The 17,069-nt window shown below is 53.1% G+C and carries 12 protein-coding genes; 1 reads left to right on the forward strand and 11 read right to left on the reverse strand.

From position 1 onward, the window contains the following. Positions 1–739: 739 nt before the first annotated feature. The 8 genes from VGE80_RS03305 to VGE80_RS03340 all read right to left on the reverse strand — a co-directional run bounded on the left by VGE80_RS03305 (position 740) and on the right by VGE80_RS03340 (position 13,876). Positions 740–1,714, reverse strand: a complete 975-nt coding sequence (locus VGE80_RS03305) for a hypothetical protein (protein WP_440591667.1) — start codon at positions 1,712–1,714, stop codon at positions 740–742. 109 nt (positions 1,715–1,823) lie between these two features. Further along, positions 1,824–2,474, reverse strand: a complete 651-nt coding sequence (locus tag VGE80_RS03310; protein ID WP_440591668.1) for a hypothetical protein — start codon at positions 2,472–2,474, stop codon at positions 1,824–1,826. A gap of 432 nt (positions 2,475–2,906) precedes the next feature. Then, positions 2,907–3,920, reverse strand: a complete 1,014-nt coding sequence (locus tag VGE80_RS03315; RefSeq protein WP_440591669.1) for a hypothetical protein — start codon at positions 3,918–3,920, stop codon at positions 2,907–2,909. Positions 3,921–4,111: 191 nt separating this feature from the next. Then, positions 4,112–4,318, reverse strand: a complete 207-nt coding sequence (locus VGE80_RS03320; RefSeq protein ID WP_440591670.1) for a hypothetical protein — start codon at positions 4,316–4,318, stop codon at positions 4,112–4,114. An 852-nt stretch (positions 4,319–5,170) separates the two neighbouring features. Further along, positions 5,171–6,646, reverse strand: a complete 1,476-nt coding sequence (locus VGE80_RS03325) for a class I SAM-dependent methyltransferase (RefSeq protein WP_440591671.1) — start codon at positions 6,644–6,646, stop codon at positions 5,171–5,173. A gap of 410 nt (positions 6,647–7,056) precedes the next feature. Further along, positions 7,057–7,338, reverse strand: a complete 282-nt coding sequence (locus VGE80_RS03330) for a hypothetical protein (protein ID WP_440591672.1) — start codon at positions 7,336–7,338, stop codon at positions 7,057–7,059. A gap of 67 nt (positions 7,339–7,405) precedes the next feature. Next, complete coding sequence (locus VGE80_RS03335; protein WP_440591673.1) at positions 7,406–7,975, reverse strand: hypothetical protein; 570 nt, start codon at positions 7,973–7,975, stop codon at positions 7,406–7,408. An 18-nt stretch (positions 7,976–7,993) separates the two neighbouring features. Next, on the reverse strand, positions 7,994–13,876 hold the full coding sequence (locus VGE80_RS03340; RefSeq protein ID WP_440591674.1) for an RHS repeat domain-containing protein: 5,883 nt from the start codon (positions 13,874–13,876) through the stop codon (positions 7,994–7,996). Between the two features lie 65 nt (positions 13,877–13,941). Here VGE80_RS03340 and VGE80_RS03345 point away from each other — a divergent pair, with 65 nt between their 5' ends. Continuing rightward, entirely contained in the window at positions 13,942–14,073 is a 132-nt protein-coding gene (locus tag VGE80_RS03345) for a hypothetical protein (protein ID WP_440591675.1), read from the forward strand. A 431-nt stretch (positions 14,074–14,504) separates the two neighbouring features. Here the strand turns inward: VGE80_RS03345 and VGE80_RS03350 are convergent, their stop codons facing one another. The 3 genes from VGE80_RS03350 to VGE80_RS03360 form a co-directional block, all read right to left on the reverse strand. Next, positions 14,505–14,978, reverse strand: coding sequence for a hypothetical protein (locus tag VGE80_RS03350; RefSeq protein ID WP_440591676.1), 474 nt, complete (start codon positions 14,976–14,978; stop codon positions 14,505–14,507). Further along, positions 14,978–16,543 (reverse strand): PfkB family carbohydrate kinase, encoded by a 1,566-nt coding sequence (locus VGE80_RS03355; protein WP_440591677.1) that lies wholly within the window; start codon positions 16,541–16,543, stop codon positions 14,978–14,980. Before VGE80_RS03355 ends, VGE80_RS03350 begins: the two co-directional genes overlap by 1 nt. Positions 16,544–16,775: 232 nt before the next feature. Next, on the reverse strand, positions 16,776–17,069 hold a 294-nt coding region (locus VGE80_RS03360; RefSeq protein WP_440591678.1), incomplete at its 5' end, for a hypothetical protein.

A 17,069-nucleotide genomic window follows, 5' to 3' on the forward strand; every position in this document is an offset into this window, starting at 1 on the left:
ATCTCCTTGCCTTAATTCGGCAAAAAGACTCTCATTACTGTTGGTGCATTTCAACCATGGCAGACCAGTACCGCTGGAAGATCGAGACGATCCACAAAAAAGAACGCCAAAGGTCCAAACAGCAAAAAGCCAACAAGAGAAAGAAACGCTGAACCCCCAATCTCATCCACGGGCGCCTACTTCACCGTGCGCTTACGACGAACGACAAAGAATCGCTAGCAAGGTGTCATTTGGCGGGCACAGGCATGTCCTTGTTATGACTCCATTTCAAAATAAGTGGGAAGCACCGCCAGCGCAGCCGTGATCGGCTTCCCCGAGTCAACAACAGCCTTCCAGACAGTTGCTGAACACGTGAAACACTGTCAGAATTCTCGCTCTACTATTTCTCACAAGGATGCTTTCGCTGGCTGGGCTGGCAGCCCACAGAAAAAGCAAACGAGACCCACACGAATGGACGCAGACGAGAAAGCTTTCGTCCGGTTCGGCAATGACCTAAGGGCCATCCGCTACCACCGCGAGAACCGGGCCGACTATGCCACCTTCGAGGGAGTACTGCAAGAAGCGGTGGAACCGTGGGCGGTGGGTGATCAACAAGCTAATCGAAGCTGCCGAGGTCGTTAACAATTTAGGTGAAAATATCACCCAAATTCAAAAGCTTCCGTGCAACGCAGGACAAGCCGCCGCCCTCGCAAAATCCACCGACACACCAGAGCACCAGGTCAAGGTTGTGCGGTTATGCCTAAGTGTCCTTAGGCGCCGCGTTAGCACCTTTGGGCGCCTTACGCGGGGTCTGCGGCTTTTTCGTAACCTTCTTTGCCGCATTCTTGGCAAGTTCCAGCTGCCCAGGGATTACCGCTTTAGGGTCAGTGTCCGCAAGCCCATTGAGCATTGCGTTTGAGTTCGCAACCGTTATCGCATAGACGCCATCAATAAGCGCTTGAACTTTCTGGGTGCTCGCTTGCTCATGAGAATCAACAATGGTTTGCATCACTGGCCGAAGTGATTCTGCTACTGCATCGACAAACTGGCCATTCGATATAAACGCCCAAACAATCGTGCATGCCGCGACTCCAAATAAGACTCCGCTCACTAAGAAAAGCCCGCCATTCAAGGCGTTGGGGTTTATATGGAGCGTTTTATTTGTAATGTCAATTGACCGACCCCCACCGTACTTCACCAATACGTGAATAGGCTTCCATGATGTTCGGTTGGGTTGGATTATCTTGACTCCAAATCGGGAGCCAGGATGCAGATCGACATTTTCCCCGGCCACTTGAGGCGAAAGCCTGAGCGTCGATTTCCCGTTACTCGTTGACCAATTGGGGCTGCACGTGTTATCCGGCTCTACAATCAAGCCAGATGGGAACAAGCTCTCTTTGGAGCAAGCTTCGTCAAATTCAACAACCAACTCAAGGGGCTTGACTAGCGAAACGACAGATGTGTTGACCACATCGTACTGGAGGATCGTGAGTCCTTCTTCGCCCAATTGTTTCTCGTCTCGCGGATTCACGTTGCGATGCAGAGCGGATTGCCAGTGGGGCGCAGATGACCGGTCTCCAGAGTGATGAAAGACGATACCTGCAGCAGGTTCTGCAATTTGCTGCTGGTATATGGCTACCCAATGTGTTAAATAGGCAAAACCTGCTGTTACTGCAGCAGCTCCGAACTTAACGTAACTGAGAAATGTGCGTCCAGTTTTACTTGTTTCGATCATACCGCAGGTGGCTCAAAATGCTGCGGCACTCGACATTGGAGGGCCGTATACTTAATTAATCATGAGTTGATGTGATTGACGTCAATTAGAGCCACAATCTGAACGAAACTCAACCCAGGATATTCCATAATTCATCGAAATACTTGGTCAAAACCTGGGCACCTTCTCTGTCATTGAAGCATGCACGAGCAGGTATTTCAGGTGAAAAATCCGTCAATTCGTCCTCCGTGAACACTCGGTGAGGCGCCTCGATTCGGTAGGCCGTTTTCCCAACAACCGTCATGTGGCTCAACCGCTCTCCATTCTCCGCTGTTCCGGAAATCCGATATGAAAAACGATTTGGCCAATTGTTCTCTAATCGTTCAAGTTGTTGGGCATTCGTACCCAAGCTTGAGTTCCAGACCAGAACACGAATCTGCCCCCCAAGCGCCAAAAAGGCCGATAATTTGTCCGCAAGTGGTGGTCCGTAGATTGCTTGGGGAAATGTCGACGTGAAAATACGGATAACAACTTGGTGTGCGGGGGATTGTCTCGATCTTTCGAGTTGCTCTATGCCGACAGCTAACAGTTGAATGATGGCCTCTCTACACTCCCACGGCCGCTGCATAAAAATCGGATCACGACTCTTTGATTGCCGAAGTCTCGTCAGATTCGCGACGTACTGTCGACGGTCATTATCGGGGAACGCCCCCCCCCCGCGTTCGCGTAACGAGCATGATGATTCGAAGTTTGCTGCTGGTGTAGTCATTACTTCAACCACAACTTTGCCTCATCGTGAATAAATCCAACGAACCGAGTTTCGGTGACTTCTCTAAATGGACACGCAAGTGCCGAGCCAAACCCAGCGAACGGAACCGATTCTTTTACATCGCCGGGACACATTTTTGAGCGTGAAGGTTCGACACAGTCTTTGAATAGCGACTCTTAAATGCGAATCGAACCAGCTTTTCGCAGACAAATTTCAAAAGATTTCCACAAATCATCATGGCTGACTGCGGCTAATCCTGCAAGTCCACTCGTGCTAGGGCTCTCCCATTGGAATGGCTATTAGGCCGGAAGTCTCGAATTGCGGCATTTTTGGCCAATGAAATCGCGATTGATCTGAAATTTGCAGATCTTCTGACCTCGGATCAAGGCAGGGTTCCGTCGCAATCAACGGTACCCTGCACCTGAAATTCCCTCTCCAACCAGATCAGTTCAATGATCCAATCTGAGACCGTGCCGAGTCGGCCCCCCGTCTCACCCCCTGCTTCATTCCACGGGCCACTGCCGTCAACTGCTCAACCGATTGCTGCAGCGCGTTGGCCCTCGCGGCTTCCTGTGCCAGAGTGTTCATAACCTCCCCGAGTGCCTGAGCAGTCTGTTCTGAGATCCTCTGCTGCTGCTGAAGCCCTGCCAAGCTTTGTTGGGCAACCTCAGCCTGGGCCTGCTGAAATTCTGATTCGTTCGGGTTCCCTTTCTCGAAGTCGCGGTTGGCTGAATTTCTCCCTCGGTTGATGGCCGCTTGCTGGTTCTTGTTCCATTTGGCGATTGCAGCGTTGTCCCCAGCTATTGCTTGCTGACCAAGAGCGGAATCCCGTTCCGCCTGGGCTTGTTGTTCTTTCAGGGCCCGGTCAGCTCGAAGTTGTTCGAGGACCTTTTGCGGGTCGGTATCGGAAAGCACCTCACTGGTCGGGAATGCTCGTTTCAAAGCCTCATCCCGGTCGGCTTTGGCTTTGTCCCGCCGTTCCTGTTCAGCGGCAAACAATGCTTCCTGTTCTGCAAGTCGTTGCCTCGAAATCAATGACGCCCACTCCCGTTCAGCCCGGCCGGATTCTTCAATTCCCTTTTTGCGGGCCTCGAACAGAGCTTTATCGAGGTCCATCCGGATCTTGGCCAGCCGTCGCTCTTTCTCGATTCCCGTGATGCCGGAGCGTTCCAGTTCCAGTTCTTCCTTTTCGAGTGCTGCCCGACGAGCTTTGAACTCATCCCCAATGTGCTGAAGCTTAACGTGGTCGGCCGCCTCGGCGAATTTGTGCTCCATGGCGGCAACTTGACCCTTCACCTGAATTTCAAGCGCCCCGGTGGCTCGCATTCGGGAGATCGTCGCCGCTTTCTCAGCCTCAAAATGTGCCCTGTTCGCTTCCGCTCCAGATTGTGAATCCTGATCCCGTGCCGTGGTATTCAGATCTTTCTGAAAACCTGCCCGGGCCTGAATCCACTTCATCTCCAGTTCGTACAGTTCCTTCGACTTCGCGCCCGGGAGTGAGTCCAGTCGGTTTCCTCCAGCTTTCTGGCCCTTACCGACAACCGGGTTCGCAGTTTGGCGAAGTCAGGAATGAGAATGTCATTGAGAAGCCTCTTTTTCCCGAATTCGTCGATGAGGATCGCGCAATTGTCGAAGTATTCCCTGTAGGTCTAGGCGGAAAGTTCGCCATCATCCTTCAATTGCTCATTCACGGCCAAGAACTCATTCACCAGATTGAGAATGGTCGCTCCGCCGTGCCCCGCTTCAATCTTGGATCGGGGGACTCGACCCGCTTGAAGTTCGTCCTTCTGGTCGAGATACTTACCCCACGTCGCCACTGGATCAGACAGGACGCCGAAGTGAGTGAAGCTTGCCACGAACCTTTTTCGCCCATTGACCGTTTGCCCTCGCAAAGGGGGGAGAAACCGTTGGGGAGTTTCGTTTCGTCGGTCGTCATTTTTGCCTGCCCGGTGATCGCAACAGTGGTCGCGAAGGTTTTGGAGTGATCCTCAGAATCACTGAAAACCACATAATTTAAAGCGTATGCTCCCGTAGCTCAGTTGGATAGAGCGACGGTTTCCTAAACGAGCCCCGCCCTGCTCCTCAAGAGAGTGAGATCGCCGAGAAATCCCGTGTTTTAACGAACGTTCTCGCATAAGCGCCTTTCAAAGCAATAGCTCCAGAACCCGCTCAAAACCGCCGCTCACTGGTGTCAGTGACACCTCGAACAGTGCTCGTAGAACCCACTACCACCGGCGCGAGCAGCTGTTGCTTGCGGTCTCGTGAGCCTATCGAAGATGGCCGAGCCGAACCAGGGATTGTAGCCACTGCCGAAGGGGCTAATTTGTAAAATCGAGATCAATCGGGCTGAAAGCTCGACGTGGTTCACCTAGTCCAGCAATGAGCCAAGAATTGCTGATTCTTACAAAATGTTGTGCGACTTTACACTCGGTAGCGAGAACCTCGAATCACACCGCCTGGATCAATTAGTTGCATCTGCGCGACGGAGAAGAACTGGGGCTCCATGTGAAAAACAGAGTTACCTTCGGAATCCAAGGCGACCGTTCAACATGAGTACTCCTGCCACTCCAACCGAAGGCCAGCTTCGCTCGCTGAACAACTACCCTGCGTCGACGCATCCTCCGAATGAGGAGCCCCTGCAATCGCATGCAATGAATGGACTCACAGGGCGGGTACCACGAAATTAAGATTCGTTCTGAGGAAATAAGTCATTCTGTGAAGTACCAGACCAGATCGGAGCCAACGCCCACCTGAAGTCCGTGTTGGTGCGCGAATTCGTCGACGGCGATTTTGACGTCGGGGAAGTTTGCGTTGCCGTAGTCGTGGCCGCAGAAGATCCCTCCCGGGCGCAGCTTCGGCCACCAGGCTACCAAGTCAGCGTTGAGCCCGGTGTAGCTGTGATCTCCATCGATGAATATGAAATCGAGATTGTCAGGGGCGATTTCTGCTCCCGTGATTGAAGGGCAGGGAACGATTTGTCGGCGTTCGCTTGCAAACCGTGTCGCAGAGGATGCCATCTCGAGTGCTTCGTCGAACATCGCTTGGCTCATTGTCGCGTCACCCGCATTCGTGAGCCAGTAGTCCGATTCGGCTTGGGCAATTCGCCAAGGGTCGACCTTCCAGAGGTGAAGTCCGGATAATCCCTGCAACAACAGAGCGGAAGTTTCCCCGCGAAAGACCCCCACCTCGACACCCATTAACGGCAACGAGGTGCCTCCGAAGCGAGCGGAAATAAGGTCGATCACCACCTGAGCTCGATGAACCGAGAGCGTCGTCGGCATTCGTTCACCCACAACCCAGCGACCGCGCCAGATCCCGTCTCGGCCTCTACGAAAACTGCACGTCTCGTCAAGCACTGATCCGATCGTCAGGACTTCCTCCCCATCGACCCGTGAGAGAAACCAGTACCGTTCTGCGTTTCCGCCAGTAGAACCGACCGTTCCGTCAGTCCGCAATGTCAGCGGCCGCAGATCGTAACCGACGCGGTCGTAAATGAATGTTCGGTCAGATTCAAATTTGGTTGCTGATACATCTGGGTAGAAATCGCGGACGGGTTGCCAGTCTCTGGTCAGGAACTGACGGCGAAGTGCTGCATCACAGGCATGAGCCATCACTACATTCGCCTGCTGAAACAAATTCCCGCGACCGTATTGAACCCAATTGAATCTTCGTGGCAGGAAATGGATTGGCACTGACAGCGTATTGAGGGCGATGCTGATTGCAATCTCTTCCAAATTGCGGAATCCATGGAACTGATCGTCAGGAGGTTGTAACTTTTCTGCCAGTCGAAATGCTGCGGCATGATGTGTACGGTTAGCAACGAAAAGTCCGCTGCAGACAACACGATCATCGAATCCATAAATCGAGCCGAGTTTTTGGCAATGCTCATCGAACCAGAAGGCCCGCATCGCATAAAACTTTCGCGTGTCGCAAAGCGGCTGGAGATCCCAACGCGCCAATGCGAACACATCCGCATCGAAGTAGAGCACATTCTCCGCGTCAACGAGGTCGAACAAGCGAAACTTTAACTGTGAAGCATTCCGAAGGCCGCTATTAGCAAGTTCCTCTTCACCCAGTACCACTACTTCACGGCCGGTTGCTTCACGCATCCGATCGACCGAGATCTCGGCAAGCCTCCGATACTCGGATCCCACTGCAATAGTCGCAGCAATATCATTAGACATCGAGCAGCTCATCCTTCACTGAAGAAATCTTCAACTCTGATTCTGGTTAGAAATCCTTCGAGTCAATAGTGCCGAAGTGGAAAAGGGGCAGGTCTCTTTCTTTGGCCGTCCTCTTGGGCGTGTCGTGGTTTCGAGACCAAGTCGAACGGCACTACTTCGGGGTCAATTGTCACCACCAAAAGGCAAGCCGCGTTTGACACTGCGTCGAAGTGAATTCAGTTGTGTTTCAGTTTCAATCTTGTTCACCCAAGAACGCCCGCTTCGCGGCAACGCGGGATCATCGGGAATGGCCAGCCAACGGAGTTCGTCAGCATGTTGGAGGCGAGCATACGCGGAACTCCATTGCCAGTCTTCTGCGAGTTCAATGAAACTTGCCCGAACCGGGTTCCGCTCGACATACCGCATGACAGTCAGCAAGTAGAGCGTGCCAACGCATGGCGTGCATCACTGTGAGGCGACGGAAAAACGCACTCACCTGCTCGCTTGGTTTCGGGCCGCACCACAAAGTGCCAGTGATTGGGCATTGCCACCCTCGCATAAATCGGCAGGAGGACGATTTCCCACGTTTCTCCCACGACACGCATGAACGCAGCATAGTCTTCCGGCTTTTCACAAATCGTGAGCCGAGCCACTGCTCGATTCAGAACGTGGAAGACTTCACCTGCCGGACAAACGCGTATCGTGCGTGCCATCACAAAAGTCCAACAACTTGCGACGCCCAAAAAAAACCGCCCCCTTTTCGTCACGGTGTTCACTTAATTACATGTCAATCTCAACATCGCTTAAACAGCCTTCCAGTTTTTTTCGAACCTCAGTCAAATCAAGGTCAGGTGTGGCGTAAATCCCAAGGCTCTTAAGAGATTGCAAAAGGCATACTTTCTCAATTGCATCAGCGTCAAAAATACATTTAGTGAAAAGAAGCCACTTAATTCTTCGATAACGCGCGATTGTAATAATCTCAGAAACAGATACACGGCATTCGATGAATACAAGTTCTTGCGGCTGATACTCGTCAAGAAACAATGCCAATACCCCTCTTTCAATCTCTGCATCATGAAAGCGCATAGTACGAATGTTAGCAGCATCAATCGTCCTATCCAGGGAAGACCTCCGAACCACAGTCAGTCCGCAGGACATCTTGCCCGGGCCAACCATCAGAATATCTCCGTGACGGCTAGACACCGCAATGTTTGTTGTTCTATCATCCGTGTGACATGCGTGCCAGCCTGTCACACGCTCACAATACACAAGTAGAACAAAAGCACTTACGACGCCCAAGGCAGCCCACAAACCCTTGTAAAACGGCTGGTTATTCAATAGCAGATTCACAATACCTCCATCGTAAGGTTATTCCAACTCAGAGAAGGGGAGGCGATCTTTTGGGAAGTTCTTCGTCCCGCGCACCCAAGCAGATGGATTGCCTTCTAGTGATATATCAAGATCCTCATCTTTGCTGTATTTTCCACAACATTTAATACTCGCCTTCCACTTAATATAAAAGATACTATTGTTGGTAATCGCGGCCGGATCGTTCTTCTGATCTGCCAGCATTGCTTTGAACTCCCTCTCTGTTACGTGAGCTCCAGTTACATTCACTTGTCCATCGACGTCTTCGCCGCAGCAATCTGCCTTTTTAAGAAGCCGAAGATTTCCGGACATGGTGCTTCCAGGACCAACTCTAGTTGTTCCATTGACAGTACCGTTCCATGACAGGTCCTGAAAATTCGTCGTTCCAATTTCCAGCATTTTGGGGTTCCCTCCGATTTCAGGTGGATTTCCTTTCCCGTGGCCATAAGTATTCTGCGGGTCGTTCTCCAACTCGTCGCTTGCCGCCCACAGAAACATCACACTAAAAGATACTTTTCCGGTACACCCTGTTTTGCTCTTTTTGCAATCGGATTTAACATTTAGCCATAAGTTAACTGTAGCGATCACAGTTTTACTGTTGCGTCCACGCCCGCTTGGTGCCATTTCATATATTTCATAAGCGCGAAACGCTTTTAGTCCACTGGGGTCTACAGAATTGGGAATGAACCAAGATGCGTAGGCGTTAGGGCCATTCGCGTACACTATTAAGTCCCGGCTGAGAAACCTTCCAAGATGTGGATGTAGAACACGCCTGCGAAACACATAAAGCAACGTGGAACTATCGAAACGCTGCCCTGTGAATAAATACTCTGAGAATATGGTAGAAGATGATTGTACTGCCGACATTAGTCCATTTAAAAACAATGGAGCTCCGAAAGTTGAGTACACGTATCTCTCTTGAGCAACGGCAGCTGTGGTAATCAGTGCAATTACATTCCATCCGGCATCTTGCAGACCGTACAATCTCTCAACCAGCGTCCCACCGCCCGTGTTGTCGCGTTCACGAAGGAGTAGATCGTCTACGTACCTGAGTCCCCATACGTGCTGACGCTCCGCGAGAACGCTAGCACTTAATCTCTCTTCCAGCGACTGCCAGTCGTCCGAATAATAGAAGTGTCGCGTCTCATTTAATACGCCCGCGATGTAACTCAGTCGTTGAATGCGGAATGACCTGGCATCATACATGCTCTGCTGGACGCTAACCCCACCAGTCGTATTAACAAGTTTGACTAAGCGATTCCACGCATCATACGTACAATTGAACCCACTACCGAGATTGGTCGGCTGAGGGATCGTCGTAGTGTTTCCTACTGCGTCATATGCTGGTGTAACCCATGCCGAGCCAGTTGTGTTGGTGATGTTCGTGATCTCGTTGACCTTGTTCGCCGTGCGAGATTGAACCGTGGTCCAACTGCTGCCGTTTGTCGATTCGCGGAAGCCGGGCCAGTTGTTGGTGCTGTCGAGCGTCCAGCACTGTTCGAAGTTCCGGGACGTGACCGCGGTCTTGGGTCCGTTCAGCGTTCCCCGCTGCATGTCCTGTAATCGATGCACGCCATCGTAGGTGTACAATTCGTCGTACGCGGCGCCGAGCGATTGAGCGACCGTGTCGTTTCTCCACAAGCGATTGCTGGCGCGGTCATATCCGTACTTCAACCGCGCGATATCGGCTGACGTTCCGTAATTGTACCAGCGACAGTCTTTAACCCGACGGAACCGGTCCCATCCGGAATAGATATCGCCCGTGTCCGGATCGTTACTCCCAGCGAGATCCACCAGCGTGTACTGCACATCAGGCTGCGTGTAATCGGCCACGACGAAGGCACCCAAACCGACGTACGAATAATCGGACAGGTGCGTCGTTCCATCGTTGTCGATCAGACTCCCAATCCGGCTGAGCACATCATTCATTCCCGCCGCTGCTCCGTAGTCGTACGTGAGCACTCGACCGTTCGGATACGTCATTGATGTGGAGCGAATCGTGTTCGCGGAACCGTTCGCATAGCCGTACTGCACCTTGGGTGTAGTGCTGATGTTGACCGCACCGCTGTGGCTCTGGTAGTCAGTCAGAATCTGGCCGAAGCTGTTGAAAGCGAATTGGCACTCATTGACGACGCTCCCCGACCCGACCGTTGCGTTGTCGTAGTTGGTCAGCTTATTGGCCATGCCCCGTACCTCGTACAGCGTCGACATCCGCCGGACCGCTCCATCAACTCCACTGCCGAGTGTTGTCACACGGTCATGGATCTGTCGACCGAGTTTGTCATACTCATACGTATGCACACAACCCCGCTGGTCGGTCTGCGTCACTTTTTCCTGCTGCCGATTATACGAATAAACCACCAGATCGGAACCACCAGACGAATCGGGGAACGCTAGAGACCGCAACAGCATGCTGGACGCAACACTCGAGTCACTGAGCGTGGTGCCGTAGGTCCAGGTTGTCGTCTGCGTGCTCGTGCGAGAGTTTTCGGCAGCCAGTGTCGCTTGAAGGCCATCCGGTGTGTAGGTGAATCTCGTCACCAGATTGGTATCATCGGAACTGGAACAGGCTCCGCTGCTGGACGAACTGCTCGAAGAACTCGACGTCGAACGGTAATTCTGGATTTCTGTCGTTTTGCGGGCGGCGGCGTCGTATTCGAATCGCTTCACCATTCCGGCGGGATCTGTCGATTGCAGGACTTGTCCTGCGGAATCGTAGGCGTTGGATGTCACCAAGATCGAATCAGACCTCGCCGGGATCGTGGCGGAACGGGCAAGCACCGTACCACCATTGGTTCCGTAGACCGCCGATGCGACGGTCCGACCGATCGCATCAGGGTAGGATGCCTGATACGTGACTCGCGCTTTGGGTGATGCACTAGGATTCTGCAACGCTCCGAGTTGCGTCGACACGGCATTGTGGTAGCGCTCGCGACGCGTTGATTGGATCAGGACGCTGGCGGCATCGTAAACCGATTCGACCTGCTCCATGATCGTGTTGTTGGTGACGACTAACACATCGGCGTAGGTGGCGTCCGTTCCGTATCCGCGATAGGTGATCGCCGCTCTTCCCAAGCTATCGAAAGTTGTTTTAGTAAACAGTCCCGATCCGGCAGGAAGAGCCTTGATCCGGTTTCCGCTCGCATCGAACCAGAAATTGTCCGTCAGGACATTGCCAACGGTTCCCGTTGTCGGATCAACGCCGTAAACGAGGGATTGATATGCACGGCCCCGGTCGTCGTATTTCATTTCGCGGCGAGTGATTAAGTTGCCCACTGTGCCCCCTCCATATGAACTGCTAGAGGATGATCCAGGAATCGGCCCACTCGTATCATACCGTTCCGTTTTGATCACGCGGTTGAGGTTGTCATGGTACCGCGCCTCATAGAAATCAACTTCTCCATCAGTTGCCACCAGGCGATCTCGGAAATCGTAGTACATTGTGGTCACACGTGTTGAGCTGCCGTCTACGTGCTGAATGATCCGTGTCAGGTTCCCATCACCGCCAGCAAAACCCCCGTCGTAAACGTTCGTCGTCACCAGGACCATATTGTTGGGAGGGCCTCCGGCCGCCGGGTTTGTCATTGTGGCGCCTGTGTCATCGGTTCCAATGTAAGTTGCTGTGACGTTTCCGCGTGCGTCGTAGACAAGGTCGGTAATTGTTCCGCCTGGTGTCACCGTCCGGTATCTCCGTTTCATGACGTCATAACCGTAGTCGGTTTCGTCGTAATTTGTTCCCGAAGAGCCAGCCCCTGAAGCAGGAATGAGGCGATAGACGCGCTGGGATGCGGCCAGACAACAATCCGTATATTGATTCGTCGTCCATCGGACATACGTCGACTGTGGAAATGCCGCCGCACCGCTCCCTGCCGAAGCGATGATTGCCGAAAGTGATCCTGACGTCGTGGACGAAGCCGCGCGAATTTGTTCGTCGATTCGGCCGAGTGCATCTCTCTTTGTGATTGATACGGGATTCATCAGTGCATAGGTGTAGCTGGGCGCAGAGCCCGTCGCGTAGCCACGGCCTTCATATGTGACATGATTTTGGTCATCAAATACGGTCCAGTCTGCAGTTCTGATGGCCGTCGACGTTCCATTGAGGTCGACGGGGTGACTCGGCCCCAAACCCTGGGTCGTCCGGCCCAAAGCATCCAAGGTAAAATCCGTGACGAGATTCAGCCCGCCTCCAGAAGGTGTCGACCACCCCGCGGGCGCATCTGGATAGAGTGACGTATCGACGTCATCGACCAGTTGCGCAATTCCCCCGCTGGCTACATCGTAGGCCATTCGCGTAATAAAGCCCCGTTCGTTCATCGTCCATGTATTGTTACCGTAAAGATCGAAATACTCGCGTCGCGTTGCGGCGACCCCAGACCCGTTTTGCCCAGTGGAAACTATCGGCAACGTCGTGGTTCTTTGCTGAACCGCACACGTGCCTGAATAAAATGAGTGTAAATACGACGTGACAAGCGTTTTGGTTTGATCGGTGTCGGACGGATAGACGGTCTCCTGGGACAAGTACCAGACGGCAAGATTCCCTGCTGAAGTTGAGGAGGAGGACGAACTCGATGAGGAACTGGACGAACTCCCACAGCGACAGCTACCCCCACAACACGCGTAACGATATTCCTTCAACTTGATCGATGACCCCAATTGACCCTGCTGGAGACTTTCTCGCGATGGGAAGCCAGTGCACGTGTCAAAGATCGTCGTCTCGATCAATCCCGCAGTATCACGGAGATACTGATATTTGCCAGTCCCCGAATTGAAGTTCAGCAAGTCGGATTTCGTTTCATCGTAGCCGGTCACCGCTGATGGATGGGCTTTCAGCACGATCTTTGCGTTACTGTCATACTTGGAAAAAGTGAGCCATTGATCGCTGCCCGACTTGAAGACCTTCAGCATCGGCTGGCCGGCATAGTTCGAATAGACGATGTTCTGATTGCCGTCTGGGAGCGTTTCAGTTGTTTTCGTCTTCCACGAATTGTACCCGTCCGAAAAACTGCTTTGAGCGTAAGTAAACGTGAATGTCTGTGAACCGCTCTTAACGATTTCCTTGGTCACCCTTCGCTGCGTGTCATATTCGAAATAGTAGTCAGCAAACGTGCTCAGAGTTGCTTCCGAGACGGTCAAAGGATCGAACCCAGCGGCAACGACGCGGTTGTACGCCGCAGCATTAATTACGTACTTGACGAGATGCAACGGTGAAACGTAGCTCGGAAGGGAACTGCTCGATGAGGATGAAGACGATGATGAGCTCGTTCGGTTTACCCAGTACCGATAACAGGAGGTTCCCGTCGTCACCCATGCGGCATTTTGCCAGAGCTGAGTAGTCACAGATTTGAGATCGCCGATATCGCCGTAGGCTTCATTGACTCCGAAGTAGGTGTAGTTGACCCGCTGAATGTTCTCCCAGGAACCGGCATTCACTTTCCGCTGGACCGTGAGACTCGCCAATTGTTGGTCGAATGGTTGCGTGTAGGCGTACGAAAACCTTTGAGTTACCGTGTTGCCACCCGAGGTATAGGACTGCTGCATCTCAGCAATCTTGGTTTGGCTGCTGGTGTAGGCCGTGACCTGGATGCTTTGGCCGTTAGGATTGGTTTCGCTGAGCAGCCTCCCTGTGACAATATCGAATCGCGTGACAACTCCGTCAATCGCCTTGAGTTCAAAGCAGCGTGCAGGACGGTTCAGCGTCAGCGTCGTCGTTCCGCCAAATGTTGGTTGATAGCTCCCCTCTGCCAGTTGTCGGAACCACAGTGGGCGTCCACTCCCTCCCATGACGATCACATAGGACTGGCCAGCGATCGTACCTCGTTGCAGGTATGGCAATTCATCGACAAACCAATTGTATCCGTTTCCAAGATCGCGACTGACGGTCAAACGATTGCTGAACGAACGAGTGTGCCCCCAAGGAAGTCCGAACCCTGAAGTTTGAAGATCGTTCGATGAGAGTATTACTTCGCCTGTCGCGTAAAGCACGGGTTGATCACTACAAGCCCCATTACATGCCGTCCCAGTGTGACATGGTGACAGTAGATGTGGGTAAGCGTTGGGTGGAAGAGACTGAAACCAGTTAGACAGCGTGAGCGACATCGCCACGGCTTCACCCGGATAGCCGCCACAACATTGACCTCCCGGTGGAACCCACGTTACCGTCCCGGTCAGCACATCACAGCTCCCGAAAAGCTCCCGGTCGGATACTGAGCCGCAGTTGTTGTCAGACGTTACATTGAGTTTGTATTTTCCTGCGCTGCAAACGATATCAATATTGAAGTTTCCGCCTCCAGAAACCGTCCCGTTAAAGCCCTCCCAGTCGGGCTTCACGTCCAAGTCGACTTCACATCCATCCGCACAGGGACAAACGTTATGGGCAAATTTGGATCCGCTGAGCATACCTTTTAGAGGGTTTGCAAGAATCTGATCTGAGAAGCAGCAACTCGACATGGGCATTTCTCCAGTCAGTGAATCTTAGATTGGGATTTTTGAGCAGAAACAGGATTAACGAAGATCACGCAGGCCACTTTTCCAGCGGGCAGCCCTCTGACTCCCAGCGAGCTTTCACTGGCAAAAAGCAGCCGCACGACGTGTGGCGGCAAACCATTCGATCCGTTTCGCAAACAGGGCATTCTCGACAGATAGACAGGCGGGTTTCTCTAGTCGTGTCATCGACTTCGCGAGCCGCATTGGCGACATGGCGTGTGACTGCTTGAGTGAAGTTCCAGACACGCTGCAGCATCCCCGGCCCGAACCCTTCATCAACCGTCTCGCTCGAGCTGTCTTCAACAGCTGAACTGACTTGTTGCGTGGAAACGCCATCGGGTCCGTCACCCAGCAGATAAAGTCCGTGTCCCTCTTCCCACGCCTGAAAGTGCTCCTGCTGCAGGCGACAGAGCAGATGCCACGCGGGCGGCTTTCGGCAATGGTGGCGTTGGCACCAGCCAGGTTCAGTGCACTCGCAGGGAGTGGTCGTTGGTGGCCACATTAGATAGGTTCCTCCACAGGGATGGACTGAGTTGACTGCAAACGAGAAAGCACGATTGTCGTTGAAAGGCCAGGGATCTCTGACGTTCTTTCGATGCGTCCGCCATACCGCTCGACAATCTCGCGACCGACGATGTCGGGGGTCGTTCCCCCTTTGACGAGAACGTCGGGACGAATCCCTTCCAGCAGACGGTGCGGAGTGTCGTCGTCAAAGATCAACACATGGTCGACACAAGCGAGAGCGGCCAGCATCTCCGCACGTTCGCGCTGCGCGATGATCGGCCGCGTCATTCCTTTCAAGCGGCGGACACTGGCATCGCTGTTGATCGCAACAATCAGCACATCGCCGAGCTTCGCGGCTTCGGTGAGCATTGCGACATGACCGACATGCAATAGATCGAAACAGCCATTTGTGAAGACGACGGTCCGGCCCTCTCGCCGGTGCTGGTCCGCCAACCGCTTCGCTTGTTGAATTGAAATCAGCTTCGCATTGCTGGTCTGTCGAAGATTCGGGATGCTTCTCGCTTGCGGATTTCTTGCCGAGGGATCGACAGGGCAATTCTTTTGGGCTTCCCGCAGCAAGTCCGCTCGGGAAATCGGAATCACGCCCGATTTCCCGACTTGCAGGCCTGCTGCGGAATTCGCCAATGCTGCGATGCGGCGGAGCGTTGTATTGGAGCGACCAGTGAATCGGGAAGAAATGGTGAGGCCCAAGATGGCGAGGACCGTGTCTCCAGCGCCTGTGATATCGCATATTTCTATGGCAGTGATCGGGTGATGCTCGTTTTCGCTGGCAGTGGCGTAAACTAAACCCTCGCGGTCAAGTGTGATGACAGCAATTTCGATGTCGTACTGCTTTCGCAGTTGTTCGGCGGCGCAGATTGCTGACGCGGGTGTGCGGATAGACCGGCCGGTGGCAAGTTCCGCTTCGAACCGATTCGGTTTAATGAGTGTGGCGCCTCGGTAGTTCTCAAAGTCGGTCCCCCGGCCCGGATCGACGAGGACGGGGATATTCGACTTGCGGCAAAGTCTAATCACTTCGGTGATCAATTCTTTCGTGCAGACCCCTTTGGCATAGTCTGAAATCAGGACGGCCGTATGTTGCGGAATCTGGTCGGCCAGTCCATTCAAGAACTGGCTGGTGAAATCGGCGCTGAGCGGACCGCATGATTCCTCGTCAACTCGCAGAACTTGATGCGGGTGCTTTCCCTCGGCTCGACCGATAAACCGTTCTTTTGTCGTGGTTGGTCGACCTGGATCACAGACGACAAGTCTGGATTCGATCCCCACTTCATCAATTAGTCGGCGGACCACACGGCCGTTGGCATCGTTTCCGATAAGCCCAGCTAGCGTGACGTCGGCTTCGAGAGCCCGCAGCAAGTGAGCAACACTTGCCGCGCCGCCGAGCCGGACTTCGTGGCTTTCAACGTTGAGCACGAGGACCGGTGCTTCAGGGCTGACTCGCTCCGCGTTACCCCAGGTATAGCGGTCGAGAATCAGATCGCCGAGTACCAAAATCTTAGGATAACCGATCTGGTCGAAGATTGTGCGAGGATCTTTGTTCATGAATATTGACTTCCACGAGGCTCTTGCAATCAGTTCTGGCAGGCCATTCCGACCTTGCAAATGACACACTCGATTCGCATGAGTTGGTGACCCATGCCTGAGTCCATCCTCTGCGAACGCTCTCAATCTCGGCGCAAAACGATCCTTGGACACTGAGTCCCGGTTTTCTCGCTCACTCGACGGACAGATCCTGGGTGACGACGCCATTAGGGGGAATGCCGTCGCTTTTGAGCTATAGCCGGTGTCTGTCTTGTGCAGGGGCTTGACGCATACAGCAATTGCTCGTGAACAGAATGCAGCCGTTGTGGCCATCGTCGATGACGATACTGGTCAACTGGTCCTGGTGGATCTGGCGGAAGCGATCACAGGCCAATCGAACCTCTGGGATCCTCGTATAGTCGTCGACGAGTAGATGTCGAAACCCCAACCGCAGCACCAACTGGAGATCGAAATCACATCCCGCGAATGAATGGTCACCATCTACGTGAATCAGATCAAAATCAAACTTCATCGGCGAGCAATTCAG

Origin of the sequence: Schlesneria sp., assembly GCF_036405755.1 — a bacterium.
Classification (GTDB): domain Bacteria; phylum Planctomycetota; class Planctomycetia; order Planctomycetales; family Planctomycetaceae; genus Schlesneria; species Schlesneria sphaerica.

What these genes read in the sequence shown, in the direction of transcription:
- VGE80_RS03305 (WP_440591667.1), bottom strand. Translation starts at nt 1,714, where the DNA reads ATGATCGAAACAAGTAAAACTGGACGCACATTTCTCAGTTACGTTAAG.
- VGE80_RS03325 (WP_440591671.1), bottom strand. Translation starts at nt 6,646, where the DNA reads ATGTCTAATGATATTGCTGCGACTATTGCAGTGGGATCCGAGTATCGG.
- VGE80_RS03350 (WP_440591676.1), bottom strand. Translation starts at nt 14,978, where the DNA reads ATGTGGCCACCAACGACCACTCCCTGCGAGTGCACTGAACCTGGCTGG.
- VGE80_RS03330 (WP_440591672.1), bottom strand. Translation starts at nt 7,338, where the DNA reads ATGGCACGCACGATACGCGTTTGTCCGGCAGGTGAAGTCTTCCACGTT.
- VGE80_RS03355 (WP_440591677.1), bottom strand. Translation starts at nt 16,543, where the DNA reads ATGAACAAAGATCCTCGCACAATCTTCGACCAGATCGGTTATCCTAAG.
- VGE80_RS03315 (WP_440591669.1), bottom strand. Translation starts at nt 3,920, where the DNA reads ATGAAGTGGATTCAGGCCCGGGCAGGTTTTCAGAAAGATCTGAATACC.
- VGE80_RS03345 (WP_440591675.1), top strand. Translation starts at nt 13,942, where the DNA reads ATGAGAGTATTACTTCGCCTGTCGCGTAAAGCACGGGTTGATCACTAC.